Here is a 25,597-nt window from a genome sequence, read left to right on the forward strand (position 1 = left end):
GTCGCCCACCTGGGCCACTGACCCCGTGTCGGCAAGTGGGCCGTCTTTCGGCCGTGCCTCACACCCGCGGCCTCTGACCCAGCGGCGTCCGCGGCCGAGGCAGGTGTCGGTGCGGCGTGGCTTACCGGGCGTGCGCCGCGTCCCGGGGCGAGGTGACGCGGTCAGACCAGGTCCGCGTCGTGGGCCAACAGGGCCAGCTGGGTGCGGTTGTTGAGGCCGAGCTTCAGCAGCGCGCTCGATACGTGCTGCTTGACGGTGGCCAGGCTCAGGAACAGGCCGGCCGCGATCTCCGCGTTGCTCCGGCCCTGCCCGACCGCGACGGCCACCGCCTGTTCCCGCGGGGTGAGCCGCCCCAGGACGTTCCGCGCGTGTTGCCGCCGGCCGTCCCCGCCCGGCCCGCCGACGTGCGCGAGCACCTGCCGCAGCACCGCCGGGGAGAGGAACGGTTCCCCCGCCGCCACCCGTTGCACGGCCCGGACGATCTCCTCGGGCGCGCTGTCCTTGAGCAGGAACCCGGCCGCCCCGGCCCGAAGCGCCCGCAGCACATATTCGTCCACATGGAACGCCGTGAGCACCACCACCTCCGGCGGATTCGGCAGTCGCCGCAACGCTTCCGTGGCGGTGAGCCCATCCACCGTCGGCATCCGGACGTCCATGAGCACCACGTCGGGCGAACAAGCCGCCACGGCCGCCCCCACGTCGCCGCCGTCGCCCGCCTCGCCGACGACCCCCATCACCCCCGGCTCATCGAGCAGCAGCCCCAATCCGGCCCGCACCAGCGGATCGTCGTCAACCACCAGAATCCGAATCACCAGGCCACCATCCACGCGCGACAGGCTCACCACGGGAGCCATGCACTGAGCCGGAAGCTGCCCTCAATCGACCCGTATTCCAGCCGTCCACCCGCAACGGCCGCGCGCTCCGACATCCCGATCAGCCCTAGCCCGCTCCCCGGAACGCCGCCGCCCACCCGCCCCGGCTCGCCGTGATCTCCCGCTTCAGCCCGCACACCGCCACCCCCGCCTGCTGCGCTCCCACCGGCGGTCGCCACCGCATTGGTGACCGTCACCGTCAAACCCAGTCCCTGAGCGCCATCGACGGTGACCGTCGCGGGCTGCCCGGGTGCGTGTTTGCGCACGTTCGTCAGCGCTTCCTGCACGATTCGATAGACCGCGCGTCCGATCGTGCCCGGAACCGCGTCCGCCCCACGCACCTCGAACCGCAACGCGACGCTCATGTCGGCCAGCCGAGACTCCTCGACGAGAGCCGGCAGCATCCGGAGATCAGGCTGAGGCGGCTCCGGGGTCCCCGTGCCACCAGGCCAGCCATCAAACGATTCCTGCCCGCTTGGCGATGTCGCTTCTCGCGCGGACGACGGCGCCGGTGCGGACACGGCATCCGGGCGCAGCACTCCGAGCACCTCGCGGACGTCTTCGAGCACCTGATGCGCGCTGTCCCGGATCACCCCGGCGGCCTGGGCGATCTTCTCCGGTGGCGTGTCCGGGCGCAGCTGCAGGGCGCCCGCGTGCAGGCTCAGCAGCGAGATCCGGTGGGCGAGCACGTCGTGCATCTCATGCGCGATGCGTGCGCGTTCGGCCTGGCGGGCCTGCGCGAAGCGGCGTTCCTGGTCGGCCTCGGCGTGTTCGGCTCGCTCCCGCAACGACGCGAGCAGGTCGTGACGGGTGCGCACATACATGCCCCACGCGAGCACGACCGCGACCGCCAGCACCCCGATGACCACGGTTGTCCGGTCGGGATGGGACATGTCCGGCCGTACGGGAACCGAAACCCCGGCCAGAACGGCATAGCTCGCCACCACGCCCAGCGCGACCGGAAGGCGGCGGCGGGCGGCCACAGTGCACAACGCGATGAGCGAGACGATCGCCGCGCCCAACGAGCAAACACTCAACACCCCGGTGACAGCCGCGAACACCACGGGACGGGAACGCCGCAACGGCAACGCGAGGACGCTCAGCACCCCGCCCGCGATCTCGGCCGCGAGCAACCCTGCGCCGAGCCCGGCATCGACGCCGTCGAGGGCCGCCAGCCCGACTCCGACCACGGCCAGCGCACCCAGACCGACGTCGACCACCCGAGCCGGCAGCACCTCGACGCGCCCGGCCCACCGCGGTGCGTCCCGCTCGGACGGCGGCGCGTCGGGGGACATGCCGACACCTTAGCGCCTGTTTCGTGGCTGTGGCGGGGCTGCGGCAGGGCCCAGATCCCGCCTGGCGGCGTCCCGCGAAAGCCCGGTTCCAACCCCGGGAGCCGGGCTTCCACGGGCCACCACCAGACGAAATCTGGACCCGGCCTCGCACCCACCCCAGCCACGAAACAGTCGCTAGGGCCGCCGGGCCGGGGCGGGCATCCGACCAAGGTAGGAGCCCCGTACGCCGACTCGCGTCCGAAGCGCCGTGCCGGTACGGACGCCCACTCTGACCGGCATGACTGATTTTCGACGGGCCGGACGTGTCGTCGGCCTCTTCTACCTGGCCGCCCTCCTCTGCAACGGCATCGGCAGCGAGCTCGCCGAGGCCGGCCTCGGCCGCGGGCCCAGCCTGGCCGGCGAACTGCTCGAAATGCTCTGCGGGGTCGCCGTGCTCGGGATCGGGGCGGTGGTCTGGGCGACGTTCCGCCACCACAGCCCGGCGCTCGCGGCCGGTCACCTGAGCTCCCGCATCTTCGAGGCGGCGGTCAACGCGCTCATCATCGTGAGCACCCTGACCGCCCTCGGGCTGAGCGGAGAACTGCGCGAGGCATGGCTCGACCAGCGCTACCAGGCGCAGATCATGGCCATCTTCGCCTTCTCGGCCAGCGCCGCCACCATCTATCCGCTGCTCCACAAGCACCGCGCGGTGCCGCGCTGGCTCGTCTGGTGGGGCCTGGCCGGCCTGGTCATCCTGCTCGCCGGTGCGCTGGCCGACGTCGGCGGCCTGGGCGGCGGCAGCCTGGACATGGTCTTCTACGGCCTCCCGCTCGGCCTCAACGAGCTCGTCCTGGGTGGCTGGCTCGCCGTCCACGGATTCCGCACACCTTCGCGCATCTTCGAGCAGTCTCCGATCGAACCCGCCTCCGCGTCGTGAACCTGTTGCGCATTCGCTCAGGGTCACTCGGTCGCGTTCGCGCGTTCATGGCGGCAGCTGCGCGTGCGCTCAGGGAGCGGTCACTTGCGAATCGAAGTGGTGGTGGTGCCGTGCAGCTGGTGGGCGAAGCAGAGGACGCCGTGGCCGGTTGTGGTGGTCACGTCGGACAGGCGTGCGGTGAACAGGAAGTAGGGCGCGCCGTCCGGCCGCTTCTTGCCCGCGTACGCCGCGAAGCGTTGCTCGCACCCGGCCTCGGCCGCTTCCTGGGTGTCGCCGGCGGCGGGCAGCTCGAAAGTCGCGAAAACCTCGCTGCTGTGGGCCGACGTGCAGGGCAGCACGTCGACCCGGGAGCCGCGCTGGTCCTCCAGGTCCTTCGCGCAGTCGCCGGCGCGCAGGTCGGCCAGCCTGATCGTCCGTTCGCCGCGGATCGCGCCGGTGGCGTCGCGGTCGGGGCCGTCGGCCGCGTCCCGGACGACGGCCACGACGATGGCCGTGGCGATGGCGGTGATCCAGAGTGCGCAGATGCTCAGCGCGATGATGGCGAAGATCCGGCCGCGCTTGTCGCCGTTGCGCCGGCTCTGGGTCAGCCCGATGAAACCGAACACGATGCTGAGCAGACCCGTGCAGCCGAACAGCGACAGGGTGAGCGCCGCGATCGAGAAGCCGTTCGTCTTGCCGTTCCAGGGCGGCCTCGTCGGCGGCGGCGGGACGAACGGGGGCGCTGGGTAGTTCTGCTGATTCACCGCCGAACCCTACATAAACGGACCTGGATTCGTTGCCCCGTCAGTCGCGGACCGATGACGTCGTGATGTCGTACGGGGAAAAGGAAGAACCCCCTCGATCGGTGCCGTCGGGTTCGCCCGCGAAGGCCACGAACGCCGCGATTCCGGCGATCCACAGGGCGCAGATGCCCAGCGCCACTTCGGCCAGATCCCGGCCGAGCCGATCGCCGTCGCGCCGGCTCTGGATCAGGCCGATGACCCCGGCCACGATGCTCAGCGGCAGCCCGAGCCCGACGAACGCGAGGATGAGCGCGGCGATCGAATAGCCGTTCGTCCCGTTGCGCCGACGCTCCACCGGCGCACCCTACATAAGACTCGCTAGCCGCGCCGCCCCACGACGGAGTCGTACACGTCCTCGAGGCGGTGGCTCTGCTTCACGACGTCGAACTCGGCCTCCGCGCGGGCCCGTGCCGCCGTACCGAAGGACGCTTGCAGGTTTTGATCGTCGAGAAGTTTGCGCAGGTTGGCGGCGAGCGCCTCCCGGTCGCTCTCGGCGCCCAGCAGACCCGTCGTTCCGTCCTCGACCGCCTCGGGGATGCCGCTGTGCCGGGTCGAGACCACGGGCAGGCCCAGCGCCATCGCCTCGACGATCGTGGTCGGCAGGCCCTCGCTGTCGCCGTCGGCCGCCGTACGGGACGGGGCGGCCAGCAAACGCGACTCGCCGAGCAGCCGATACACCTCGTCGGCGGGCCGCGCGCCCAGGAACGTCGCATCGACGCGCAGCGAACGAGCATATTCGCGCATCTCGTCGAGCCGCGGCCCGTCCCCGATGAACAGGGCCTTGGGCGCGTCGAGGGTGGCCAGCGCGGCCAGCAGGTCGTCGGCGCCCTTCTTCTCGACGAAACGGCCGACGAACGCCACGTCCCAGCGCTTGGGGCCGCCGGGCACCGAGGCCGGGATCGGCACGCCGGTGTGGTGCACGCGCACCTTGGCCGGGTCGGCACCCCAGCCGATCGCGCGTTGCCGGATGACTTCAGAGACCGCGATCAGCTCGGCCGCCCGTGTGAACACCGTGCGCAAGTTGCGCCGATACCGCACACCTTTCGCGCCGGTGCTCTGCGGCTGCCGCGTGACGTCATGGCCGTGCAGCGTGACGATCAGCGGGATCCCGGCCCGGGCGGCCTCGCCGCTGACCAGCCAGCCGTCGCCGCCGAAGTGCGCGTGCACCAGATCCGGCTCGAGGTCGGTCAGTGCCCGCCGGAGCACGGGGGAGCTGCCGAGCAACCGCAGGCGCAGGAAGTCGTTGTCCCGTTGCGCGCGGAACAGCGTGATGTCGGTGTCGCGGGCGAGCGTCGACTCGGTCTTCGTCGCGCCGAGATACACCGGTTCCCAGCGGCCCAGCGAGTCGGCCTGGTTGCGGATGAACGTCTCGGAGGCCGAGAGCATCGCGCTGCGCCAGACGGCGACCCTAGGCATGGGCCTTCTTTCCCACAACCAGATCCCGTACGCGGTGACGGACGTTGGGCGGCAGGGCCCAGATCTGCAGGAAAGTGACGTAATCCAGCGCGCCCGGGCGGCCGTGGGTGCGCGCCTCGCTCAGCAGCTCACGAAAGACCTTGGGGCTGCGCGTCGGGGCGGCCATCGAACTGATCACGCTCATCGTGACGGCAGCGTACGCCCGCGGCGTGAAGAGGTGGCGGCTCTCGCGAACCCAGGCGAGTTGCTCCTCCCACGGGTTCTGCAGGCTGATCCGCTCGCGGTTCTCGTCCTGGTGCCAGAGCACGAGCGCGTCGGCCGCATACAGCAGCTCCACGTCGTCGTGCTGCAGCGCGCGCAACGTCCAGTCGAGCTCTTGCTGGCGGCGCAGCCCCACGGTGAACGGGACGCGGCGCAGCAGCTCGGTCGGCGCCATGATCGTGGACGTCTGGATGAAGCCGTCGCCGTAGAACAGCCCCCGCCGTACGGTCAAGTATTCGCTGAGCGGCTCGCCGGGCTCGGGCAGCCGGCGCGGCATCACGGTGTCGGAGCGCGGCGTCCGGCTGATCATGCGGGTGGCGACGATCGGGGACGCCTTGGTCGCCGTGGCCGCCAGCGCGAGCTGCGCCTCGATCTTGGTGGGCATCCACTCGTCGTCGTCGTCGAGCAGCGCCACCCACTGCCCCTCGGCCGCCTTGACGCCCTGGTTGCGGGCATTCGGCGCCTTGCCGCGCTCGGGCAGCACGAGCACCCGGAGCCGGTCGTCGTCGATCTCCTTGAGCGCGCTGACGGTCGCGTCGTCCGGCCCGTCGATCACGACGATGACCTCGAGGCTGCGATGCGTCTGCCCGAGCGCGCTGTGCACCGCGCGGGTGGCCAGCTCCGGGCGGTTGCACGTCGGAATGACGACGCTGACGTCCATGTGTTGGTTACCTGCTTACCGTTTTGCCGGGCTTTTGTGCGATGACTGCGCCGCAGAATAGGAGGCCCCGGCGGCGAGGCGGTGAATGAAACCCGACGCGCAGGCGAACCAGCAATGTGCAGGCGCGGTCCCGGGCCGCCGCAGGTGAACGCCAGGTGTCTTGGCTCCGGGGGCGAAGTCACTCGTCCGAGGTAACGCGGCGGAAGCGCTTCGGAGCGTACGGTGAACGGCGCCTTGCGCGGAGGTGAGTCGGGCCGCGCGGCAAGTGGCGCATGCGAAAAGGGGAGGGCCGTGGCGCTGCTCGATCGCCTCGAGCTCGGGGACCACGTCTGCTGGACGGTCGACGACGACGACGTCCGGCGGGACGAAATTGCCGCCGTCCTGCACGAAGGGCTGCTGGCGAAGCACAAGGTCGTCTATTCCGGCGCCGCCCCGGAGACGATCCTGTCCGCGCTCGCCCGCCGCGGCGCCGAGATCCGGCCGGCCCTCGACTCCGGGCAGTTGACCGCGGCGACCCCCGAGGGCAGCTATCTGGCCGGCGGCTCCTTCGACCCCGAGGGCACCCTCGCGCACTGGCAGGTCGAGAAGGCCCGGAGCCGGGCCGAGGGCTACCGGGGCCTGCGCGTGGTCGGCGAGATGAACTGGGCGCAGGGGCAGGTGCCGGGGAGCGAGCGGCTGGACTGGTACGAGGCGAGATGCAACACCGTGTTCGCCGACGGCTACGTGATGGGCGTCTGCGCGTACGACCGAAGGCTTTTCGACCCTGTGCACCTGCGGCGGCTCGCGCTCGCGCACCCCGGGGCGGCCGGGCCGCTGCTGCCGTTCGACCCCGAGACCTCGCTGCGGATCCGGCGGACCGACCAGCCGTACGGGTTGTGGCTCGCCGGCGAGGCCGACATGTCGAACCGGCACGCGCTCCGGTCGATGATCGAAGAGGTGTTCCTGACCCGCGACTGCGAGCCGGTCGTCACGCTCGACGTCACCGCGCTCCGCTTCGCCGACACCGCCGCGGCCCGGGTGCTGCTCAACGCCGCCGCCACCCTGGGCCGCATGCACGTCGTGGGCTGCTCACCCGTGCTGGTCCGCCTCCTGTTCTTCCACGGCGCCGAGCAGATTCCGGGCCTGCTCGTGACGTCGGGCTACCCCGCCGAGGACTGATGCCGCAGGCTTTCCCGTACGTCCATGAGCGCGAACCCGAGCAGGTTGGTGCCCCGCCACCGGCGCGGATCGGCCGCCCGCGGATCGTCGCGGCCGAGCCCGATGCCCCAGATGCGGTCGAGCGGGCTCGCCTCGACCAGCACCCGCTCGCCGGTCGTCAGCAGATAGTCGCGCAGCTCGTCGTCCTGCCCGAACTTGGCCAGGTTGCCCGCGACGACGATCTCGTAGCGGTGCGCGTCCCACTCCTCCTGCCGGAAGTGCTCGACGCGCCCGCCCAGCGCCTTCGCGACCTTCGGGTGCGGCGCCACCAGAATGCGCTCGGCCATCGCCTCGTCGCCGAACAGGACGGCCTTGCGCCACATCATGTAATGCTCGGCGCTGGCGAAGCTGTGGCCCTCGGTGGTGAACCGGGACGGCCACCACTGACTCAGGCACCCGGCGCCCGCGCTCCCGTCACGTTCGGCCTGGTGACCCCAGAAGAACAGATACTTCACCCGGTTGCGGGCGGCGTACTCGGACAGGTCGTCGACGCTGCGGGCCATGACAGACATGCCCGCGAGTGTGCCTCACTTCCGGCCCTCCCGGCCTCCCCATTTTTGTCAGACCTGGAGGCTAGGTTCTCGGCCATGAAGACCGACCCGAAGCCCGTCACTCGTCCCGTCTCCCCGCCCGTGGTGCCCGCCGCTCTGCGTGCGCGCCGGGCCCGGCGAGCGAGATTGCGCGCGGCCGCGGCCGCCGCGATCAGACGGGCGGCCCAATGAGCCTTCCCCTGCCGCCGGGCCTCGCCGGTCAGCTGCCTCCGGGCGGCCCGAAGCTGAGCAACGCCGGCGCCCCGGTGCTGTGGACGAGCGACGACCCACCCGCTACCGGGCTCTGGGGCGGCGCTGCGGGTTTCGGCCCCGCCGCCCATCCACCACCGACCCGAGGCCCTGCGTGTGGCGGCCGAGCATTTCGCCCTCAGCCCCGGCAACGTCTCTCACCGGGGTGAGCCCGCTGCCGGCGTACGCGGAAAGACCCGTCGAAGCCCCGACGTGGCAGTTCTGGTCGGATTGACTCTCGAGCTGGTCGAGGGGGCAGGGTCGCGGGCGTCGTGTTGGCGCAACTGGCTGGAGTGAGATGTGACCGAGTCCCCGAGGACTGACGTCGACGGCGTGATGGCGGCGATCGCGGCCGCGGTCGAGCAGGGGAGAGCCGGTGATCGAGCCGGGGCGCGGCAGGCCCTGGCCCGGCTGTGGGAAGGCAGCGCCGACCCGCTGCATCGGTGCAGCGTCGCGCACTATGCGGCCGACCTGCAGGAGACCGTGGCCGATGAGCTGATGTGGGACAAGCGTGCCTTGGCCGAGGCGACCGCGCTCACCGACGAGCGTGCCCGAAGCTACGACGCCGCCTGGCAGGTACGGGCGTTGCTGCCGTCACTACAGCTCAATCTGGCTGACGCGCACCGCCGCTCCGGTCACTTCGATACAGCGGGTGTCCATCTGGCGTCCGCGCTCGAGCATCTCGACCTGTTGCCCGACGACGACTACGGGACTCTGATCCGGATGGGGGCGGAGAAGCTACGGGCGGCGCTCGCGGAGAGGTCGGTCGAACCGTTGGCTACTCGGTGACGGTGGTTGAGTGGTGGCCGTGGAGCCAGGTCAGGACGTCGGGTGGGGCCAGGGTGGCGGCTCGGGCGTGGTAGGTGGCCAGCTCGGGTGGGGTGAGCAGCTCGGTGCCGGCGCCAGGGGTGCCGCGGGGGAAGAACGAGCGCGGGTCCCGGAAGAAGGCGGGGACCAGCTGGGTGGCGCGGGCCCGCATGCCGTTCAGGGTGGCCGATGAGGTGAGGACGGGCCGCAGCGGTTCGGGGACGGTGATGCCGAGACGGGCGGCCAGGTAGCGCATCCGGCCGGGCAGGTCGGCGGTCAGGTCGTCGTAGTGGATGAGCACTACGTTCGGCAGCCAGATGCGCTGCCAGGCGTCGGTGGCGTGGTGCAGCATCGCGGGCAGCGACTCGGTGCTGTCGTCGTCGGTGGTGAGCCAGCGCAGCAGGGCGGCCCGCAGGTCGACCGGGGGCGTGCCGTGCAGGTTGGACCAGTGGTGACAGAGCGAGACGTATGTGTCGAGGGGGTGCCGCCCGCTCACCACATAGGTCACCCGGGGGTCGTACGGCAAAGCCTCTAGAGGTGTGTGGGTCTTGATGAAGCGGCGGTGCGGCTGCGCGTCGAGCCGGGCGTGCATCAGGGCGGCCGGCTCGACCTGGTGGTCCAGCCAGGGGGAGAGGTGCCACAGCGGCGCGGGCAGTTCGGGGGTCTGGAAGATCAGCAGACCACAGATCATTTGCAGCCAGGTCGTGCCCGTGCGGCGGCGAGTGCTGATCACGATGTCGCCGGGGCGGAAACGGAATCCCAGCCAGCGGGCGCTGTCCTCTTCGGAAGTGACGTAGCGCGGCACGCCCGGAGATTAGCAGGCGGCCAATAATCCGGAAAAATGCCCGTATGAAAGGTGGGACAGCGCGCCCGCGCGGAATCCGATAGCGTCCCTGGCGGACCAATCAAGCGGGGGCGCTTAAATGATCAATATTGGTTCTGGTGATGCGGCGATCGTCTCGGTCGGCAGCGCCTTTCCGGACGCGTCGTATTCGCAGGACGAGGTGGGCCGGCTGCTCGGTCTCGAGCATCGGGTGGCCCGCAAACTGCTCGCCGCCCCGCACATCCGCACGCGCCGGCTGTTTCTGCCGCCGCCCGACCCGGTCACCGGCCGCGTCCCCGACGAGACGCCCGCCGAGCTGCACGCCAAGTTCCGCCACGGCGCCCTCGAGATCGGCGGCCGGGCGATCGCCGCCGCGCTCAAGGCCGCGGCCCTCACCCCGTCCGACGTGGGAAATCTGCTCTGCGTCACCTCCACCGGCTTCCTCGTGCCGGGGGTCAGTTCGCTCTTCTCCCGCGAGCTCGGCTTCCGGACCGATCTCGTGCGCACCGACGTCGTCGGCATGGGCTGCAACGCCGGCCTCAACGGACTCAACGCGCTCGTGCAATGGGTGCGCACCCATCCGGGGAGGGTTGCTCTTCTCGTCTGCTGCGAAATCAATTCGGCCATGTACGTTCGCGACGAAACCGCGCGTACCGGAATAGTCAACAGCCTCTTCGGCGACGGTGCGGCGGCCGCTGTGATCGCGAGCGAAACCGCCGAAGGGCCGTACGTGCGCGATTTTGAAAGCTTCTGCCTGCCCGGCCGGTGGGACGCCATGCGCTTCGACTGGAACGACGACGCGGGGAAGTGGAGCTTCTATCTCGACCGCGACATTCCCTATGTGATCGGCGCCAATCTGGTCGAGCCGGTGAGCCGATTGCTGGAGCGAAATGGCCTGCGACCGGAATCGATCAGTCATTGGGTGCTGCACACCGGCGGCGGAGCGGTGATCGACAGCGCGCGGCGCAGCCTCGGCCTGACCGAGCACGCCGTCCGGCACACCCGGTCGGTGCTCCGCGACTTCGGCAACATCTCCAGCGGCAGTTTCCTGGTCAGCCTGGAGCGCCTGCTCGACGAGGGGTCGGCCCGGCCCGGCGAGCGCGGCGTGATGATCACGATGGGGCCGGGCGCGCAGATCGAGACGGCGCTGATCGAGTTCGCCGCCGCGGGGAAGGAACGCTGATGACCGACGACGTGCGCAGCTCACCCCACACCGGCACGGTGCTGCCGGAGGGGCGTCCGTTCTGGATCGTCGACGGCCGCGCCTACGACTTCACCGAGTGGGCCCGGATCCATCCGGGCGGCGCGACGTGGTTCGGCCCCAGTCAGGGCCGCGACATCAGCGCGCTCATCCACACCTACCACCGTGACCCCGTACGGCTGCGGAAATTCCTTTCCCGGTACGAGATCGAGGGGTTCACCGAGCGCGACGTGCTGCCCAAGCTCGGGGTGCCGCCGTTCCTGCTCGAGCCCGATTTCGACGCCGCGCGCGATCTGCCGCGGCTGAACTACGCCGACGAGGGCAGTCTTCTCGCCGAGATCCGTACGGCCGTCAACGCCCGCTTCGCCAAACGCGACCTCAAGCGTCTGGACCGCCGGTTCGACCTGGTCACCTGGGCGATCGGCCTGGCCCACGTGGCGATGCTCGGGCTGTTCGTCGGCGGGCTGGCCCCGGCCTGGGCCTTCGTGATCGTCATGGTGCTCACCCGCACCGCGCTCGCCGGCGCCGGCCACTATCACCTGCACCGCCGCTGGAACGACAAGAAGCGGCTGCAGACGCCGCTCGGCAAGGCCCTGTTCGACATCAACTACGTGGGCACGAGCCTGATCGGCACCGACGGGCACGTGCTGCTGCACCACCCGTACATGGGCTCCGGCGCCGACGTCAAGAAGACGTTCTTCGACGGCATGCTCAGGTTGCATCCGTTGTTGCGCGTTCCCGGCTACACGCTGCACAAGCTGGGCATCTGCCTGCTCGGATTGTCGATGCGAGCGCGCGAGATTGCGCGATTCGAGCAGCGGGGCGGCAACGCAGCGATTCGCGCCGACTTCTGGATCGTCCGGGCGTGGCTGCTCGTCGAGCTCGTCGCGTGCGTAGCGACCGGTCATTGGCTGGCGTGGCTCGTGCAGTTCTTCCTGACGCTGTGGTTCAACACGTTCCTGGTCGTCTCGAGCCACGACTTCGAGGACGACGCACCCGACGACCTGTCGGTGATCCCGGTCGCCCTGCGTGACGATTGGGCGGCCAACCAGATCTGCCTCAGCTATGACCTGACCATCGTCGGCAACCGCTGGATCGACCTGTGGCTGAGCGCCGGCCTGAGCCCGCACCGGGTGCACCACGTGCTGCCCTACCAGGCGTCCGGCTTCGCCAACCTCAAGACCGAGGCCACCGTACGGGCGGTGAGCGAGCAAGCCGGCATCACGTGGGAACGGCCGCGCAACCTCCTGTTCGACCGCTTCCCCGCCGTGATCCGTCACTACCTGTTCCGCCCCGTGAAGGCGTTGCCACCACCCTCGCCACCGGCCGGAGCCACACCACTCGTCTCCGCGGGCGGGGTGCCGATCCCGCCGGGCCCGGTCGAGCGCCCGGTCCGCGGCGGCCAGCTCGGGATGATCGTCCGCTACACGGCCGACGGCTTCCGCGGCGTCGGAGTCTGACAAAAGCCGGCGGCCACCGGTGCTGATCGCACTGGTGGCCGCCGGGTCAGTTCCAGGGTTTACGGATAGGCGACGACGTTGCGGGGGACGGTGTTGCCGGCGGGGTTGGGGACGGAGCCGCCGGTGTCGTTGACGACGTTGGCGATGGTGCCGACGTCGCCGAGGGAGACGGTGAGGACGCTGCGGAGCCGCACGCCGGCCCGGTTGGGCACCTCGAAGGCCCGGTCCACCCGTACGGCCGGGTTGACGTTGAAGTAGGCGTAGGAGCCGCCGCCCCAGAGCTCGTGGTCGGTCACGTTGTCGGCCACCTTGTAGGCGGCGTAGCCGTTGCCACGGGGCCCGATCCAGGCCGCCTGGTTGGGCACGTCGTACGGCTTCTCGTTCTGGAAGAAGATCGTCTTGCCGCGGTTGCCGTTCCAGATGACCTCGTACTTCTGGTAGTGCTCGACGAACAGGCCGGTCGCGAGCACGTCGTCGCCGTTCACGATGAGGCCGGTGTCGCCGGGGTTGACCGTCCAGCCGGTCGGGGCACCGCCGTGGTCGGCCCGCCAGGCCCAGATGTGGTCGATGATCGTGTCGTCGCTGTGCACGGCCAGCGTGGTGGTGGCCTTGCCCTGGACGCTGCTGCCGATCCGGAAGAAGACGTCCTGCAGGCTGATCGGGTTGGCGGCGTGGTCGGTGTGGACGCCGGCCCGGCCGACGCTCATCAGGGTCGGGCTGTTGACCGTGCCGGCGTCGAACGTGATGCCGCTGACCTTGACCCCGTCGACGTCGGCGATGTTCAGCGCCTCGTTGCCGTTGGTCGGGATCAGCGTCGGGTAGCCGATCCCGGTCACGACGGTGTTGGCCCGGGTGACCCGGATGGTGTCGTTGAGCTGGTAGGTGCCCGGGGTGAAGAACAGGTTGAGGCCCTGGGCGAGCGCCTGGTTGATGCGGGCGGCGCTGTCACCGGGCTTGGCGACGTAGAACTGGCGCATCGGAATCGAGGTGCCGGCGGTGTTCGGCCAGCTCGCGCCGGCGGAGTTACGCCGCAGGCTGGGGACGAAGACGCTGTACTTGCCGGCGCTGTCGACGTACAGGAAGGGCTTCTCCCGCGTGACCGGGGTGGTGGCCAGGGTCGTGTGCGGCGGGTTCGGGAAAGCGTTTCCCGGGGCGCCTTGCACGCCGGAGAAGACCATGTTCCAGACGCCGCCGTCCCAGCGGGCGATCCGGCTGTCCCGGGTGTACCACTGCTGCTGGGAGCCGGAGGACACGACGCCGTCGACCACGGAGTCGGCCAGGTAGCCGCCACTGGAGTAGCCCTGCCCGTTGTCCTGGTTGGAGGGGGCCAGGGTCAGGTTGCCCTTGATGTGCACGCGGCGCATCGGCGCGGCCTGCGAGACGGCCCACCGGTTGGTGCCGCCCTCGGGCACGATCGACAGGTTCTCCATGCTGCGCCAGAAGTTCTGGGTCGCGTTCTTCTCGTCGCCGTAGTTCCAACCGGAGTCGACGTTGACCGCGCCGTTGATCGTCACGTCGTCGGGGTTGAGGCCGAGACCGGCGACCGTGGTGTAGAAGCCGACGTTGGCCCAGACCCGCCCGTACGTGCCCGGCTTGAACAGGAACACGTGGCGCTGGGTGCCGAACTGGGCGCTCGGGCTGCGCAGCTGCGCGTTGAACGCCGAGTCCACGGCCGACTGGATGGTCGCCGCCGGGGTCGACGGGTCGAAGATCCGTACGTTCGGGCCGAGGTCCGGGGTGTCGGAGGTCGGCAGGCCGGGCGGGGTCGTAGGCGGAGTGGTGGGCGGCTGGGTGGTGGGGCCGAAGACTTGGAACTCCCAGAGCGAATAGCCGTACGGCGTGGCCCGGGTCGTGCCGTTCATCCGCACGTACCGGCCGCTGCCGGAGACGTTGAGGGTCTGCACGCCGGCCTGGCCCGTGGTCACCGGGGTGATGTTCGTCCAGGTGGTGCCGTTGGCGGAGGTCTGAATGGTGAAGGCCGAGGCGTACGCCGCCTCCCAGTTGAGCACGATCTGGCTGATCGACTGGGTGCTGCCCAGGTCGACCCGCAGCCACTGGGGATCGGCGAACGTGCTGGACCAGCGGGTGCCGGTGTTGCCGTCGACCGCGGCCGACGCGGGGAAGGCGGCGCTCTCGACGGACGAGGCGGTGGCCGGCTTGCCCTGCGAGACGGGGATCTCGGCGGCGCTGGCGCTGGTGGTGACCGCGGCGACGGTGATGCCGAGGCCCACGGCGAGGGCCGCGCTCAGCGCGACCTGTCCGCGGCGTCTACGGGTGGGTGTCGATGGAGATGACAGGGTCGGGGATGTCATGTGCCTGCCTAGTCGGCCGGGGTGCCGCGCGGCCGTGGGGACAGACGCGTGGCGGGAACGGGGGACCGTGCGGCGCCTCCGGGAAGCGCTTTCTCGGATTGTTACGGTGGTGTTGCCGCTCGTCAATATTCGGCAACAAAGGCTGCCCTTTCGCCGCCCCACCAGCGAAAACTGTTATGCCGCGCCTTAAGTCTGATTAGTCGGGAAGTGCCGCAGGCCGGCCACGGTCGGCGCGAAGCCGCAACGGTCCCGATAGAAGTGCGCCAAGTGCGGCTCGAAGTCGACGTGCACCCACTCGCAGCCCGCGGCGCGCGCCTCGGCGACGGCGGCCGACACCAGCGCCGTGCCGATGCCGCCGTGCTGCAGCCCCGGCTCGACCGCGGTGTCGAGCAGGAACGCGTGGGCGCCCCCGTCCCAGGCCACCTGGACGAAGCCGGCCAGGCGGGATCCGTCGAAGGCGCCGACCCACGTCAGCGCGTGCCGGGCCAGCCGGGCGGCCCAGGGCGTCACCACCGCCGGGTCGCCGCCGAACGCCCGGGCGTGCAGGCCGCTCAACGCCTCGTCGTCGACCTCGAACCGGGGCACCACCGTGATCGTCATGGGCTCAGCAGACCACGCGCCGACCGGATCCGAGACGCTTCTGTTATCGATAACAAAGTAACGGCCAAATGACGGCAACGTTGCTCGGGGCGGTTGACACCCGTTCGTGTGACCGTTCACACTCGACCGCACTCCCGCTCCGACGCACCCCAAGGAGTTCCGCATGAGACTGTCCAGGATGGGCGCGGTGCTTTCCGCCACCGTGCTCGCCGCCTCCCTGGCCGCATGTGGTTCCAGTGAGAAGACCGTCGACCAGCAAGCCGCTCCCGGCGACAACACCGGCGCCCTGATCGGTGTCACCATGCCCACCCGCTCCAGCGAGCGGTGGATCAGCGACGGTGACAACCTGCAGAAGCAGCTCGAGGCGCTCGGCTACAAGGTCGACCTCCAATACGCCGAGGACAAGATCCCGACGCAGACCCAGCAGCTCGACAACCAGATCACCAAGGGCGCCAAGCTGCTGATCATCGCCTCGATCGACGGCACCGCCATCACCACCCAGCTCGAGAACGCGAAGGCCGCCAACATCCCGGTCATCGCGTACGACCGGCTCATCCGCGAGAGCCCGAACGTCGACTACTACGCCACGTTCGACAACTTCAAGGTCGGCGTGCAGCAGGCCACCTCGCTGCTCACCGGGCTCAAGGTGCTCAAGCCGGACGGCTCGGCGGGCGACGCCAAGGGCCCGTTCAACATCGAGCTGTTCGCGGGCTCGCCGGACGACAACAACGCCACGTTCTTCTTCAACGGCGCCATGAGCGTGCTCAAGCCGAAGATCGACGACGGCACCCTGGTCGTGAAGAGCAAGCAGACCGACTTCAAGACCGTCGCGATCCTGCGGTGGCAGGCCAAGCGGGCCCAGGACCGGATGGAGGACCTGCTGACCTCCACCTATCGCACCGGTTCCAAGGTCGACGGGGTCCTTTCCCCGTACGACGGTCTCTCGATCGGCATTCTGTCGGCGCTGAAGAGCAACGGCTACGGCACGGCGGCGCAGCCCTGGCCGATCGTCACCGGGCAGGACGCCGAGCAGGCCTCGGTCAAGTCGATCCTGCGCGGCGAGCAGTACTCGACGATCTACAAGGACACCCGCGAGCTGGCCAAGACCACGGTCGCGATGGCCGACGCCGTGCTCAAGGGGCAGACGCCGCAGACGAACAACACGACCGACTACGACAACGGCAAGAAGGTCGTCCCGTCGATGCTGCTCGAGTCGGTCATCGTCGACAAGAGCAACTACAAGAAGGAACTCGTCGACTCCGGCTACTACACCGAGTCCCAGCTCAAGTGATGACGGATTCCATCCTGCGCATGCGGGGCATCTCCAAGACCTTCCCGGGCGTACGGGCCCTGGACGACGTCAATCTGGAGGTGCTCCGCGGCGAGATCCACGCGATCTGCGGGGAGAACGGCGCCGGCAAGAGCACCCTGATGAAGGTGCTCTCCGGCGTCTACCCGCACGGCGACTACACCGGCCGGATCGAGTTCGACGGGCAGGAGTGCCGGTTCGGCGGCATCCGCGACAGCGAGCACCGCGGCATCGTGATCATCCATCAGGAGCTCGCGCTCGCGCCCAACCTGTCGATCGCCGAGAACATCTTCCTCGGCAACGAGCAGTCCACGCGCGGCCTGATCGACTGGAACAAGACGAACGCGGCCGCGGCCGAGCTGATGGGCCGGGTCGGCCTGCGCGAGAATCCGGTCACGCAGGTGCTCGACCTCGGCGTCGGCAAGCAGCAGCTGGTCGAGATCGCCAAGGCGCTGTCCAAGCGGGTCAAGCTGCTGATTCTCGACGAGCCGACCGCGGCGCTCAACGACGAGGACTCGGCGCACCTGCTCGGGCTGCTGCGCGGCCTGCGCGACGAGGGCATCACCTGCGTGATCATCTCGCACAAGCTGAACGAGGTGCTCGAGATCGCCGACCGGGTGACGATCCTGCGCGACGGCAGGACGATCACCACGCTCGACGCCGAGGGCCTGACCGAGGACAGGATCATCAGCGGCATGGTCGGGCGCGACCTCGACCACCGGTTCCCGCCGCACGAGCCGCGCATCGGCGACGAGATCCTGCGGGTCGAGGACTGGACCGTGCACAGCCCGACCCAGCACGGCCGGCTGCTCGTGTCGGGTGCGAGCCTGAGCGTGCGCCGCGGCGAGATCGTCGGGCTGGCCGGGCTGATGGGGGCCGGGCGCACCGAGCTGGCCATGAGCATCTTCGGCCGGTCGTACGGCACCGGGATCAGCGGGCGGATCTTCAAGGACGGCCGGGAGATCCGGTTGCGGTCGGTGCGCGAGGCCATCCGGCACGGCATCGCGTACGCCACCGAGGACCGCAAACGCTACGGGCTCAACCTGATCGAGGACATCAAGCGCAACGTCTCCGCCGCGGGGCTGGGCAAGCTCGCGCGGCGGGGCTGGGTCGACGACAACGAGGAGTACAAGGTCGCCGAGTCGTACCGGAAGAGCCTGAACATCAAGGCCCCGAGCGTCTCGAGCATCACCGGCAAGCTCTCCGGCGGCAACCAGCAGAAGGTCGTGCTGTCCAAGTGGATCTTCACCGATCCCGACGTGCTGATCCTCGACGAGCCCACCCGCGGCATCGACGTCGGCGCCAAGTACGAGATCTACACGATCATCAACAAGCTGGCCGACGACGGCAAGGCGGTGCTGCTGATCTCCAGCGAGCTGCCCGAGCTGCTCGGGCTGTGCGACCGCATCTACACCCTCTCGGCCGGGCGGATCACCGGTGAGGTGCCGCGGGCCGAGGCCACCCAGGAGGGGCTCATGACCCTGATGACCCAGGAGGCCCCGCGATGAGCATCGCCCCCGCCAAGCAGCGCGAGCTCTCCGGTTTCGCCCCCCGTGGCCCGCGCCGTTTCCAGATCAACCTGCGGCAGAGCGGCATCTACATCGCGTTCGCCGCGATCGTGCTGCTGTTCACGATCCTCACCGGCGGCGACATGCTCGCCCCGCAGAACATCAGCAACATCATCGTGCAGAACTCGTACATCCTGATCCTGGCCATCGGCATGATCCTGGTGATCATCGCGGGGCACATCGACCTGTCGGTGGGCTCGATCGTGGCGGCCACCGGCGCGGTCGCGGCCGTCCTGATGGTCAACCACGACGTGCCGTGGCCCCTGGCCCTGCTGATCACGCTGCTCGTGGGGGCGGCGATCGGCGCGTGGCAGGGCTACTGGGTGGCGTACTTCGGGATCCCGGCGTTCATCGTCACGCTGGCCGGCATGCTGCTGTTCCGCGCGGTCACCTACAACATCCTCGGCAACCGTGGCATCGGGCCGTTCCCGGACGAGGTGCGGACGCTCTCGAACGGCTTCACCGACGGCTATCTGGGCAACATCGGGCTCGGCGCACTCGGCGGGGCCGACCTGGTCTCGCTGCTGCTCGGGGTGGCCGCGGTGGCCGGCATCGTGGTGACCCAATGGCGCTCGCGGGCCGGGCGGGTCAGGTACGGGCAGGCCGTCGAGCCGTTCCCGCTGTTCGTCCTGAAGATCGCCCTGGCCGGGTTCGTGGTGATGTTCGTGATCGTGCAGCTGGCCCGGTTCCGCAACGTGCCGTGGGTGCTGGTGCTGCTGGCCGCGCTCGTGCTCGGCTACTCGCTGCTGACCAACCGGGCCGTCTTCGGCCGGCAGATCTACGCCGTCGGCGGCAACCTGCAGGCGGCGACGCTGTCCGGCGTCAAGGTCAAGTCCGTGGTGTTCTGGATCTTCGTGAACATGGGCGTGCTGTCCGCACTTGCGGGCATCATCTTCGCGGGCCGGCTCAACCAGGCCAACCCGACCGGCGGCGACCAGTTCGAGCTGGACGCGATCGCGGCGGCCTTCATCGGCGGCGCGGCCGTGCAGGGCGGGGTCGGCAAGGTGATCGGCGCGATCACCGGCGGCCTGATCATGGGTGTGATCAACAACGGGATGAGCCTGATCGGCGCCCCCAGCGAGCAGGTGCTGCTGGTGAAGGGGGCCGTGCTGCTGGCCGCGGTCGCCTTCGACGTGTGGACCAAGCGGCGGGCCGGGGCCAGCCGCTGACCGACGGGAGGCCCGAGCCACGGCCCGGGCCTCCCGTCGCCCGGCGGATCACCCGGCGCCGTGGTTAGCTGGCGGCATGGGGCGTGAATGGCTGGCCGACGCGGTCATGTACGAGATCTATCCGCAGTCGTTCGCCGACTCGAACGGCGACGGGATCGGCGACCTGCGCGGGGTGATCGACCGGCTCCACCACATCGCGTCGCTCGGGGTGAACGTCATCTGGTTCAACCCGTGCTTCGCCTCGCCGTTCGTCGACGCGGGCTACGACGTCTCCGACTACCTGAGCATCGCGCCCCGCTACGGCAGCAACGACGACCTCGCCGAGCTGGTCGGCAAGGCGCGTGAGCGGGGCATTCGCGTCCTGCTCGACCTGGTGGCGGGGCACACGTCGATCGAGCACCCGTGGTTCCAGAAGGAGCTCGCGGCCGACGGCCCGGCCCCCGAGGGCGACCGTTACATCTGGTGCGAGGAGCTTCCCGTACGGTCGTGGACGCGCGACATGCCGGGCACGCCGGCCTGGGTGCGGTCGCCGGGGCCGCGCAAGGGCTATTACCTGAAGAACTTCTACGACGAGCAGCCCGCGCTCAACTTCGGCTGGGTCGGCGCCGGGCCGGACGAGCCGTGGCGCGACCCTATCGACGGCCCGGGGCCGCTGCGCAACCGGCAGGCGCTGCGCGACATCATCGCGTACTGGCTCGATCTGGGGGTGGCCGGTTTCCGCGTCGACATGGCGTTCTCGCTGGTCAAGGACGAGGAGCTGACCCAGGGGTACGCCGAGACGGTCGAGCTGTGGCGCGAGCTGCGGGCCTGGCTCGAGGCCGGCTATCCGGACGCGGTGCTGATTCCCGAGGGCGGCGAGCCCCGTACGGGTGGGTCGCTCGCCTTCGACGCCGACTTCTTCCTCGTGATCAAGGACGCGCACGCGAGCCTGTTCAACAACCAGTACGCGGGGCGGCTGCCGTTCCAGGAGCCGCGCGAGCCGTTCTTCGACGCCGAGGGCAAGGGCAGCACCCGGCCGTTCCTCGACGCGTGGGCCGCCGCCCGCGACGGGCACCCCGACCGGCCGATCATCCTGGCCACCGCCGATCACGACTTCGACCGGCTCTGCTGCGGGCCGCGCACCGCCGATCAGCTCGGCACGGCGCTGATCTTCCTGTTCACCTGGGGCAACGTGCCGTGCCTGTACTACGGCGACGAGATCGGCATGCGCTACCTGCCGGGGCTGCCGAACGTGGAGGGCTCGATCTGCAACCCGGGCTACAACCGGGCCGGATGCCGCACCCCGATGCAGTGGGACGCCGGCCCCAACGCGGGCTTCTCGACCGCCGACCCGTCGCGGCTCTATCTGCCGATCGACCCCGCGCCCGACCGGCCGACCGTCGCCGCGCAGGAGCACGACCCGGAATCGACCCTCGCCTTCGTCCGCAAGCTGATCGCCCTGCGAAATGCCACCCCGGCGCTCGGCACCCGGGCGTCGACGCGAGTAATCTCGGAGGGCTACCCCCTCGCCTACGTGCGCGGGGAGAGCCACCTGGTCGTGCTCAACCCGCGCCGCGAGCCGGCCACGCTGACGGTCGACGCGGGCGAGCCGATCTGGACCTCCGGCGTGACCGTGCAGGACGGCGAGGTGAAGCTGGACGGTTTCGGCTACGGCATCTTCACCTCCCGCAGCGCCGACGCGGCATAGCCGGAGAGATCGCCCCCGGCGAACGGCACCCCGGTCGGCTCGCCCCCGGCCGCCCAGCGCCGCAGCTCGTCGACCACGGGGGCCGGCACGTCGCGGCCCTGCAGCCGGGCCAGGCCGATGGCCGACGCGCCACGCAGGAGCACCCGCGGGCCGGCGAAGGACGCCCCGAGCGCCTCGACGGCCAGCCGGTGCACCTCGCCGGCCAGGCCGAGCGAGAGCGCGGCGGTCGCGGCCACGGACTCGTCGGCGTCGAGCAGCGCCCAGGCCAGCGCGGGCACGCTGGTGGCGGCGCTCGCCGGGAACCAGCCGAGCGCGAACGCGGCCATCCGGCGGACGCCGGCCTCGTCGTCGTCGAGCAGGCGGGCGAACAGCGGCACCCCGCGGCCGACGGTCTCATGAGCGCGCGCCTCGGGCCCGGCCGGCTCGGCACCGTGCGACAGCCAGGACTCCTCGTCGCCGATCGCCAGGGCCACCAGCAGCTCGATCAGCTCGGCACGCTCCGGCGTGGACGGGCTGTCCAGCATCTCGAGCAGGAACGGCACCGCTCGGGCACTGGCCTCGTAGCGCAGGCCTTGGTGGACGAGGTTGTCGTGGCACGCCCGGCGGGCCTGCCGGCGAACCTCGGCGTCGCCGGACAGCAGCGACCGCAGCCGAGCAGGCACATCCTCGGCGGAGCCGGAAGCGTGATGGAGGTCGGACCAGGGCACGTCATCGAGGGTTTCGAGCACGCGGAGAACCTACCGTCCCCGTACGACACTTTTGGCCGGCGCCTGCCGCGCATCCGACATCACTCGATCGGATATTGAGCGTGGGCGGACAACCCCCGATGTGCTTACGGTACGTCGATGGACGCTCGCACAGCGCAGTCGCGGCGGCTTCGCGGGAACCTGCCCGCCGAGCTGTCCAGTTTCGTCGATCGCAACCGCGAGCGTGCCGAGCTCAAACGCCTGCTGGCCACCTCGCGACTCGTCACGATCACCGGCATCGGCGGCGTCGGCAAGACCCGTACGGCGATCCGGGTGGCCGCCGAGGTGCAAAGAGCCTTCCCGGACGGGGTGTGGCTCGTCGACCTGTCGGTGATCGCCGACCCGTGCCTGATCGCCGAGGCCGTCGGGCAGGCGCTCGGCGTGCAGGACCAGTCGGCCCGCCCGCAGTCCGACGGCCTGGCCGGTTATCTCGCCTCCCGCCGGCTGCTGCTCGTGCTGGACACCTGCGAGCACGTGGTCGGGGCGTGCTCGTCCCTCGTGGAGACGCTGCTGCGGGCCGCGCCCGGGCTGCAGGTGCTGGCCACCAGCCGCCAGCCGCTCGGGGTGAACGGCGAACACGTCTTCCTGCTGCCGCCGCTGCCCGTCCCCGACCCGGCCGTCTCACCCGCCGACCGCGAGCTCGACGCCGCCGTCATGCTGTTCGCCGAGCGGGCCGCCGCGGCCGCCCCCGGCTTCACGCTCACCCCTGGCAACCAGGACGCCGTGGCCCGGCTGTGCCGCCGCCTGGACGGGATCCCGCTCGGCATCGAACTGGCCGCCGTCCGCACCCGGGCGCTGCCCGTCGAACGGATCGCGGAGCTGGTCGAGGGCTGGTACAGCGACGAATCCGGCCTGCTCAGCCGGGCCGGCGGGGGCCGGCACGAGTCGCTGCGCAAGGCCATCGACGGCAGCTATGCCCTGTGCAGCGCCGGCGAGCGGATGGTGTGGGCGCGGGCCTCGGTGTTCGCCGACGGGTTCGACCTGGAGGCCGTGCAGGAGGTCTGCGGCGAGACGCTCGACCTGGTGGCCGGGCTCGTCGACAAGTCGATCCTGGTGCTCGACGGCCCCGGCTCCGAGGGCCGTTACCGGATGCTCGACACCATTCGCGAGTACGGGGTGGAGATCCTGCGCGCCTCGGGCGAGGAACGCGAGGTGCGGCGCCGGCATCGCGACCACTACCTGCGGCTGGCCCGCCGGTTCGACGCCGAGTGGTGCGGGCCGGGGCAGGCCGAGTGGTTCCGCCGGCTCACCCTCGAGCACCCCAACCTGCGTACGGCGTTGGACTTCAGCTTGTCCGAACCGGAGGAGTACGGGGCCGGGCTGGAGCTGGCGGCGGCGCTGAACTACTTCTGGTTCGCCTGCGGGCACCCGCGCGAGGGCCGCCACTATCTCGAACGCGCGATGGCCCTGGCCCCGGCGCCGACCCCGGCCCGTACGCATGCGCTGTGGGTTTGCGCCTGGATCTGCGCGCTTCAGGGTGACATGCTCAGGGCCGCTGACTACGCCGACGAATGCCGTCCGCACGCCGACGTGGAGGCGCGAGGGTGGATCACCTACGTCATGGGGGTCGCGGCGGCGCTGCGGGGCGAGCCGGCGAAAGCGCTGGAGAGCACTCAGGAGTCGGTCCGGCTGCACACCAACGGCGGCGACCCGGGAACCGGATTGTTCGTGGCGATGTCGGCCCAGGCCATCGCGCTCGCGTTTCTCGGGGAGTTCGATCGCGCGGCGGCCGTCACCGACGAGCAGTTCGAGCTCTGCGACCAGAACGGTGAGCAATGGTCCCGGTCGTACGCCGAGTATGTGCGCTCGGTGATCGAGCTGATGCGTGACCGGCCTTCGGCGGCGGTCGTGCACGCCCGGTCCGCCTTGCGAGTGAAACGGCAGCTCTGCGACCTCGGGGGCAACGCGATGGCGATGGACTCGCTGGCCCGGGCGGCGTCGGCGCTCGGGGACTGCGAGCGAGCGGCCCGTCTCTTCGGCGTCGCGCACCGGTTGTGGGAGGCCGTCGGGCTGCCGCAGATGGGTTCGCCCGACCTGAGCGCGAGCCAGGAATGGGCCGAGAAGAAGTCTCGCGACGTGCTCGGCGACCAGCGGTTCGACGTACTGCTGGCCGAGGGCATGGCGTTCGCGTTCGAGGCCGGGGTGGCGTACGCGCTGGAGGAGGAGGCGGCCCCGGCCGAGGCGGACGCCACCACCGACTGGGCGCCGCTGACCCGCCGCGAGCGCGAGGTGGCCGAGCTGGTCGCGGCGGGCATGACCAACCAGCAGATCGCCGACCGCCTGGTGATCAGCCGGCGCACCGCCAACACGCACCTCGAGCACATCCTGACCAAGCTGGACTTCAACGCGCGGACGCAGATCGCGGCCTGGGTGGCGGCCAGGTTCACCTGCTAAATCGGTTACTTGACCGATACCGTCGGCTATTGTCTCGGCGACAATTAACGGCATGACCGTCGAGAACCCGCCCGGCCTGCTGCACGTGCGCACGACATCGGCCGGCGCCGCCGCAGTGAACGTCAGCGTGACCGGTGAACTGGACGTGAGCAACAGCGCCTGGCTGCGCGGCTGGATCGTCGACACCGTGGACCGCTGGCAGCCGGCCGGGCTCAACCTGGACCTCGGCGGCACCCACTTCATCGACGTGGCCGGCGTGCGGGCCCTGTACGAACTGCACGCGGCCGTCCGGGCCCGCGGCTGCCTGCTCGACGTGGTCGCGGCCCACCCGGCCGTCTGGCTGACCCTGGACCGGCTCGGCCTGGCCCCGGAGTTCCTGACCCGCCCGGCCCCGGCCGACCTGCGCAACTGCGCCTGACCGCGCGGTCACCGGCCGTTCAGGACGCGCGCGAGGGCCGACCGCCCGGCGGGTCCCCAGTGCGACTTCCCGCCGGGCAGGCCGCGCTCCCCGTTCTGACCCATCAGCATGAGGAACAGGCACTTCATGGCGGCGAGCCCGCGCGCCCGCCGGAACGTCGCCTCGTCCACCGCGGGGTAGCGGTCGAAGAACCGGGCCGCGCCGCCGTCGGGCAGCAGCAACCACGCCGCCCCGAGGTCCCACGCCGGGTCGCCCGCGAAGAGCGCGCCGAAGTCGACGACGCCGGCGAGCGTGCCGTCGGCGACGACAACGTTCGCGGGATGCAGGTCGCCGTGCACCCACACCCGTGGTCCCGGCCACTCGGGGGTCGCCGCCGCCTCGTCCCACACGGCCCGGATGTCGCTCTCGGCGGCGTCGAAGGCCTCGAGGTCGACGGCCCCCAGGAAATGCTCGAACCCGCCCCGGGAGTCCTTCGGGTGGGTGCCGAAATCCGAGGCGCCGGGGGCGTCGGCGGGTGCTTCCACGTGCAGCGCCTCGAGGAATGCGGCCAGCCGGTCGGCCGCGTCGTCGCTCCGGGTGATCGTCGCGTGGTCGAGGGGTGTGCCGTGGACCCAGGTCATGACCGTCCACAGCTTGGGGAAGCGCTCGGACGGCGTGCCGTCCCGCACCGGCGCCGGGACGGGCAGCGGCAGGCGGGCGGCCAGCCGGGGGAGCCAGCGGCGCTCCTTGAGCTGCGGACCGGGGCTGGTGTCCATCCGCTGTATCCGGACGGCCAGGTCGTCGCCCAGGCGCCACATCTGGTTGCCCCAGCCGCCCGGCACCTCGCGGAGGGGCAGCTCGGCCAGGTCGGGCTGCTGCTCCCGCAGCAGGGCACGAACCAGATCCTCGCTGACACCCGTCACGCCTGATCACGGTAGAACCCGG

23 protein-coding genes are annotated in these 25,597 nt (G+C 70.5%); 11 read left to right on the top strand and 12 right to left on the bottom strand.

Annotation, left to right across the window (positions count from 1 at the left end; genetic code table 11):
• Nucleotides 1–161: 161 nt before the first annotated feature.
• A complete protein-coding gene (locus tag JKJ07_RS25605) occupies nucleotides 162–812 on the bottom strand; it encodes a response regulator transcription factor (RefSeq protein WP_307834404.1) in 651 nt (216 codons plus the stop codon).
• A 26-nt stretch (nucleotides 813–838) separates the two neighbouring features.
• On the bottom strand, nucleotides 839–2,167 hold the full coding sequence (locus tag JKJ07_RS25610) for a sensor histidine kinase (protein WP_202994309.1): 1,329 nt from the start codon (nucleotides 2,165–2,167) through the stop codon (nucleotides 839–841).
• 277 nt (nucleotides 2,168–2,444) lie between these two features.
• Between JKJ07_RS25610 and JKJ07_RS25615 the strand changes: the two genes are divergently transcribed.
• Nucleotides 2,445–3,083: a DUF4386 domain-containing protein gene (locus tag JKJ07_RS25615; protein WP_202994310.1), complete on the top strand. Its 639-nt coding sequence runs from the start codon at nucleotides 2,445–2,447 to the stop codon at nucleotides 3,081–3,083.
• 80 nt (nucleotides 3,084–3,163) lie between these two features.
• Here JKJ07_RS25615 and JKJ07_RS25620 read toward each other — a convergent pair whose 3' ends face one another.
• From JKJ07_RS25620 to JKJ07_RS25635, 4 genes are read right to left on the bottom strand one after another with little or no spacing between them, the layout of a single operon-like run.
• Nucleotides 3,164–3,826 carry a DUF4190 domain-containing protein gene (locus tag JKJ07_RS25620; protein ID WP_202994311.1) on the bottom strand — a complete coding sequence of 221 codons (663 nt, stop codon included), beginning with the start codon at nucleotides 3,824–3,826 and terminating at the stop codon, nucleotides 3,164–3,166.
• A gap of 40 nt (nucleotides 3,827–3,866) precedes the next feature.
• On the bottom strand, nucleotides 3,867–4,160 hold the full coding sequence (locus JKJ07_RS25625) for a hypothetical protein (RefSeq protein ID WP_202994312.1): 294 nt from the start codon (nucleotides 4,158–4,160) through the stop codon (nucleotides 3,867–3,869).
• 23 nt (nucleotides 4,161–4,183) lie between these two features.
• The gene (locus JKJ07_RS25630; protein WP_202994313.1) at nucleotides 4,184–5,281 is read right to left on the bottom strand and encodes a glycosyltransferase; all 1,098 of its coding nucleotides are present in this window, start codon (nucleotides 5,279–5,281) and stop codon (nucleotides 4,184–4,186) included.
• Complete coding sequence (locus tag JKJ07_RS25635; protein WP_202994314.1) at nucleotides 5,274–6,203, bottom strand: glycosyltransferase family 2 protein; 930 nt, start codon at nucleotides 6,201–6,203, stop codon at nucleotides 5,274–5,276. Before JKJ07_RS25635 ends, JKJ07_RS25630 begins: the two co-directional genes overlap by 8 nt.
• Nucleotides 6,204–6,494: 291 nt before the next feature.
• On the opposite strand from JKJ07_RS25635, the gene JKJ07_RS25640 reads away from it, so the two are divergent.
• Nucleotides 6,495–7,361, top strand: a complete 867-nt coding sequence (locus JKJ07_RS25640) for an MEDS domain-containing protein (protein ID WP_202994315.1) — start codon at nucleotides 6,495–6,497, stop codon at nucleotides 7,359–7,361.
• Here JKJ07_RS25640 and ybiA read toward each other — a convergent pair.
• Nucleotides 7,343–7,912 carry a riboflavin biosynthesis intermediates N-glycosidase gene (gene ybiA, locus JKJ07_RS25645; RefSeq protein WP_202994316.1) on the bottom strand — a complete coding sequence of 190 codons (570 nt, stop codon included), beginning with the start codon at nucleotides 7,910–7,912 and terminating at the stop codon, nucleotides 7,343–7,345. The two genes, JKJ07_RS25640 and ybiA, sit on opposite strands and share 19 nt — an antisense overlap.
• 567 nt (nucleotides 7,913–8,479) lie before the next feature.
• Here ybiA and JKJ07_RS25650 point away from each other — a divergent pair.
• The gene (locus JKJ07_RS25650) at nucleotides 8,480–8,968 is read left to right on the top strand and encodes a hypothetical protein (protein ID WP_438871441.1); all 489 of its coding nucleotides are present in this window, start codon (nucleotides 8,480–8,482) and stop codon (nucleotides 8,966–8,968) included.
• Here JKJ07_RS25650 and JKJ07_RS25655 read toward each other — a convergent pair.
• A complete protein-coding gene (locus JKJ07_RS25655; protein WP_202994317.1) occupies nucleotides 8,958–9,791 on the bottom strand; it encodes a sulfotransferase domain-containing protein in 834 nt (277 codons plus the stop codon). The two genes, JKJ07_RS25650 and JKJ07_RS25655, sit on opposite strands and share 11 nt — an antisense overlap.
• Nucleotides 9,792–9,909: 118 nt before the next feature.
• On the opposite strand from JKJ07_RS25655, the gene JKJ07_RS25660 reads away from it, so the two are divergent.
• Entirely contained in the window at nucleotides 9,910–10,992 is a 1,083-nt protein-coding gene (locus JKJ07_RS25660; protein ID WP_202994318.1) for a type III polyketide synthase, read from the top strand.
• Nucleotides 10,992–12,470, top strand: coding sequence for a fatty acid desaturase (locus JKJ07_RS25665; protein ID WP_202994319.1), 1,479 nt, complete (start codon nucleotides 10,992–10,994; stop codon nucleotides 12,468–12,470). Before JKJ07_RS25660 ends, JKJ07_RS25665 begins: the two co-directional genes overlap by 1 nt.
• 59 nt (nucleotides 12,471–12,529) lie before the next feature.
• On the opposite strand, the gene JKJ07_RS25670 is transcribed toward JKJ07_RS25665, so the two are convergent.
• Together JKJ07_RS25670 and JKJ07_RS25675 are read right to left on the bottom strand one after the other, a co-directional pair.
• Complete coding sequence (locus tag JKJ07_RS25670; protein WP_202994320.1) at nucleotides 12,530–14,782, bottom strand: discoidin domain-containing protein; 2,253 nt, start codon at nucleotides 14,780–14,782, stop codon at nucleotides 12,530–12,532.
• Nucleotides 14,783–14,968: 186 nt separating this feature from the next.
• Nucleotides 14,969–15,382, bottom strand: coding sequence for a GNAT family N-acetyltransferase (locus JKJ07_RS25675; protein ID WP_202994321.1), 414 nt, complete (start codon nucleotides 15,380–15,382; stop codon nucleotides 14,969–14,971).
• 163 nt (nucleotides 15,383–15,545) lie between these two features.
• Between JKJ07_RS25675 and chvE the strand changes: the two genes are divergently transcribed.
• From chvE to JKJ07_RS25695, 4 genes are all read left to right on the top strand, one after another.
• A complete protein-coding gene (gene chvE, locus JKJ07_RS25680) occupies nucleotides 15,546–16,673 on the top strand; it encodes a multiple monosaccharide ABC transporter substrate-binding protein (protein WP_202994322.1) in 1,128 nt (375 codons plus the stop codon).
• Complete coding sequence (gene mmsA / locus JKJ07_RS25685) at nucleotides 16,673–18,199, top strand: multiple monosaccharide ABC transporter ATP-binding protein (RefSeq protein ID WP_202994323.1); 1,527 nt, start codon at nucleotides 16,673–16,675, stop codon at nucleotides 18,197–18,199. Before chvE ends, mmsA begins: the two co-directional genes overlap by 1 nt.
• The gene (gene mmsB, locus JKJ07_RS25690) at nucleotides 18,196–19,428 is read left to right on the top strand and encodes a multiple monosaccharide ABC transporter permease (protein WP_202994324.1); all 1,233 of its coding nucleotides are present in this window, start codon (nucleotides 18,196–18,198) and stop codon (nucleotides 19,426–19,428) included. Before mmsA ends, mmsB begins: the two co-directional genes overlap by 4 nt.
• A gap of 76 nt (nucleotides 19,429–19,504) precedes the next feature.
• Nucleotides 19,505–21,115 (top strand): alpha-amylase family glycosyl hydrolase, encoded by a 1,611-nt coding sequence (locus JKJ07_RS25695; protein ID WP_202994325.1) that lies wholly within the window; start codon nucleotides 19,505–19,507, stop codon nucleotides 21,113–21,115.
• Here JKJ07_RS25695 and JKJ07_RS51235 read toward each other — a convergent pair.
• Nucleotides 21,076–21,843, bottom strand: coding sequence for a HEAT repeat domain-containing protein (locus tag JKJ07_RS51235; protein ID WP_202994326.1), 768 nt, complete (start codon nucleotides 21,841–21,843; stop codon nucleotides 21,076–21,078). The genes JKJ07_RS25695 and JKJ07_RS51235 overlap by 40 nt on opposite strands.
• Before the next feature lie 117 nt (nucleotides 21,844–21,960).
• Here JKJ07_RS51235 and JKJ07_RS25705 point away from each other — a divergent pair, with 117 nt between their 5' ends.
• Entirely contained in the window at nucleotides 21,961–24,255 is a 2,295-nt protein-coding gene (locus JKJ07_RS25705; RefSeq protein ID WP_202994327.1) for an ATP-binding protein, read from the top strand.
• A gap of 52 nt (nucleotides 24,256–24,307) precedes the next feature.
• The gene (locus JKJ07_RS25710) at nucleotides 24,308–24,673 is read left to right on the top strand and encodes an STAS domain-containing protein (protein WP_202994328.1); all 366 of its coding nucleotides are present in this window, start codon (nucleotides 24,308–24,310) and stop codon (nucleotides 24,671–24,673) included.
• Nucleotides 24,674–24,681: 8 nt separating this feature from the next.
• On the opposite strand, the gene JKJ07_RS25715 is transcribed toward JKJ07_RS25710, so the two are convergent.
• A complete protein-coding gene (locus tag JKJ07_RS25715; protein ID WP_202994329.1) occupies nucleotides 24,682–25,575 on the bottom strand; it encodes an aminoglycoside phosphotransferase family protein in 894 nt (297 codons plus the stop codon).
• Nucleotides 25,576–25,597 lie beyond the last annotated feature (22 nt).

The sequence above is a fragment of the Paractinoplanes lichenicola genome (assembly GCF_016785085.1).
In the GTDB taxonomy this organism is placed as follows: domain Bacteria; phylum Actinomycetota; class Actinomycetes; order Mycobacteriales; family Micromonosporaceae; genus Actinoplanes; species Actinoplanes lichenicola.

Bases quoted from the DNA above. Each gene is read 5' to 3' on its own strand.
- JKJ07_RS25610 (WP_202994309.1), bottom strand. From the start codon at position 2,167: ATGTCCCCCGACGCGCCGCCGTCCGAGCGGGACGCACCGCGGTGGGCC.
- JKJ07_RS25615 (WP_202994310.1), top strand. From the start codon at position 2,445: ATGACTGATTTTCGACGGGCCGGACGTGTCGTCGGCCTCTTCTACCTG.
- JKJ07_RS25630 (WP_202994313.1), bottom strand. From the start codon at position 5,281: ATGCCTAGGGTCGCCGTCTGGCGCAGCGCGATGCTCTCGGCCTCCGAG.
- JKJ07_RS25635 (WP_202994314.1), bottom strand. From the start codon at position 6,203: ATGGACGTCAGCGTCGTCATTCCGACGTGCAACCGCCCGGAGCTGGCC.
- ybiA (WP_202994316.1), bottom strand. From the start codon at position 7,912: ATGTCTGTCATGGCCCGCAGCGTCGACGACCTGTCCGAGTACGCCGCC.
- JKJ07_RS25660 (WP_202994318.1), top strand. From the start codon at position 9,910: ATGATCAATATTGGTTCTGGTGATGCGGCGATCGTCTCGGTCGGCAGC.
- JKJ07_RS25665 (WP_202994319.1), top strand. From the start codon at position 10,992: ATGACCGACGACGTGCGCAGCTCACCCCACACCGGCACGGTGCTGCCG.
- JKJ07_RS25670 (WP_202994320.1), bottom strand. From the start codon at position 14,782: ATGACATCCCCGACCCTGTCATCTCCATCGACACCCACCCGTAGACGC.
- JKJ07_RS25675 (WP_202994321.1), bottom strand. From the start codon at position 15,382: ATGACGATCACGGTGGTGCCCCGGTTCGAGGTCGACGACGAGGCGTTG.
- chvE (WP_202994322.1), top strand. From the start codon at position 15,546: ATGAGACTGTCCAGGATGGGCGCGGTGCTTTCCGCCACCGTGCTCGCC.
- mmsA (WP_202994323.1), top strand. From the start codon at position 16,673: ATGACGGATTCCATCCTGCGCATGCGGGGCATCTCCAAGACCTTCCCG.
- mmsB (WP_202994324.1), top strand. From the start codon at position 18,196: ATGAGCATCGCCCCCGCCAAGCAGCGCGAGCTCTCCGGTTTCGCCCCC.
- JKJ07_RS25695 (WP_202994325.1), top strand. From the start codon at position 19,505: ATGGGGCGTGAATGGCTGGCCGACGCGGTCATGTACGAGATCTATCCG.
- JKJ07_RS25705 (WP_202994327.1), top strand. From the start codon at position 21,961: ATGGACGCTCGCACAGCGCAGTCGCGGCGGCTTCGCGGGAACCTGCCC.
- JKJ07_RS25710 (WP_202994328.1), top strand. From the start codon at position 24,308: ATGACCGTCGAGAACCCGCCCGGCCTGCTGCACGTGCGCACGACATCG.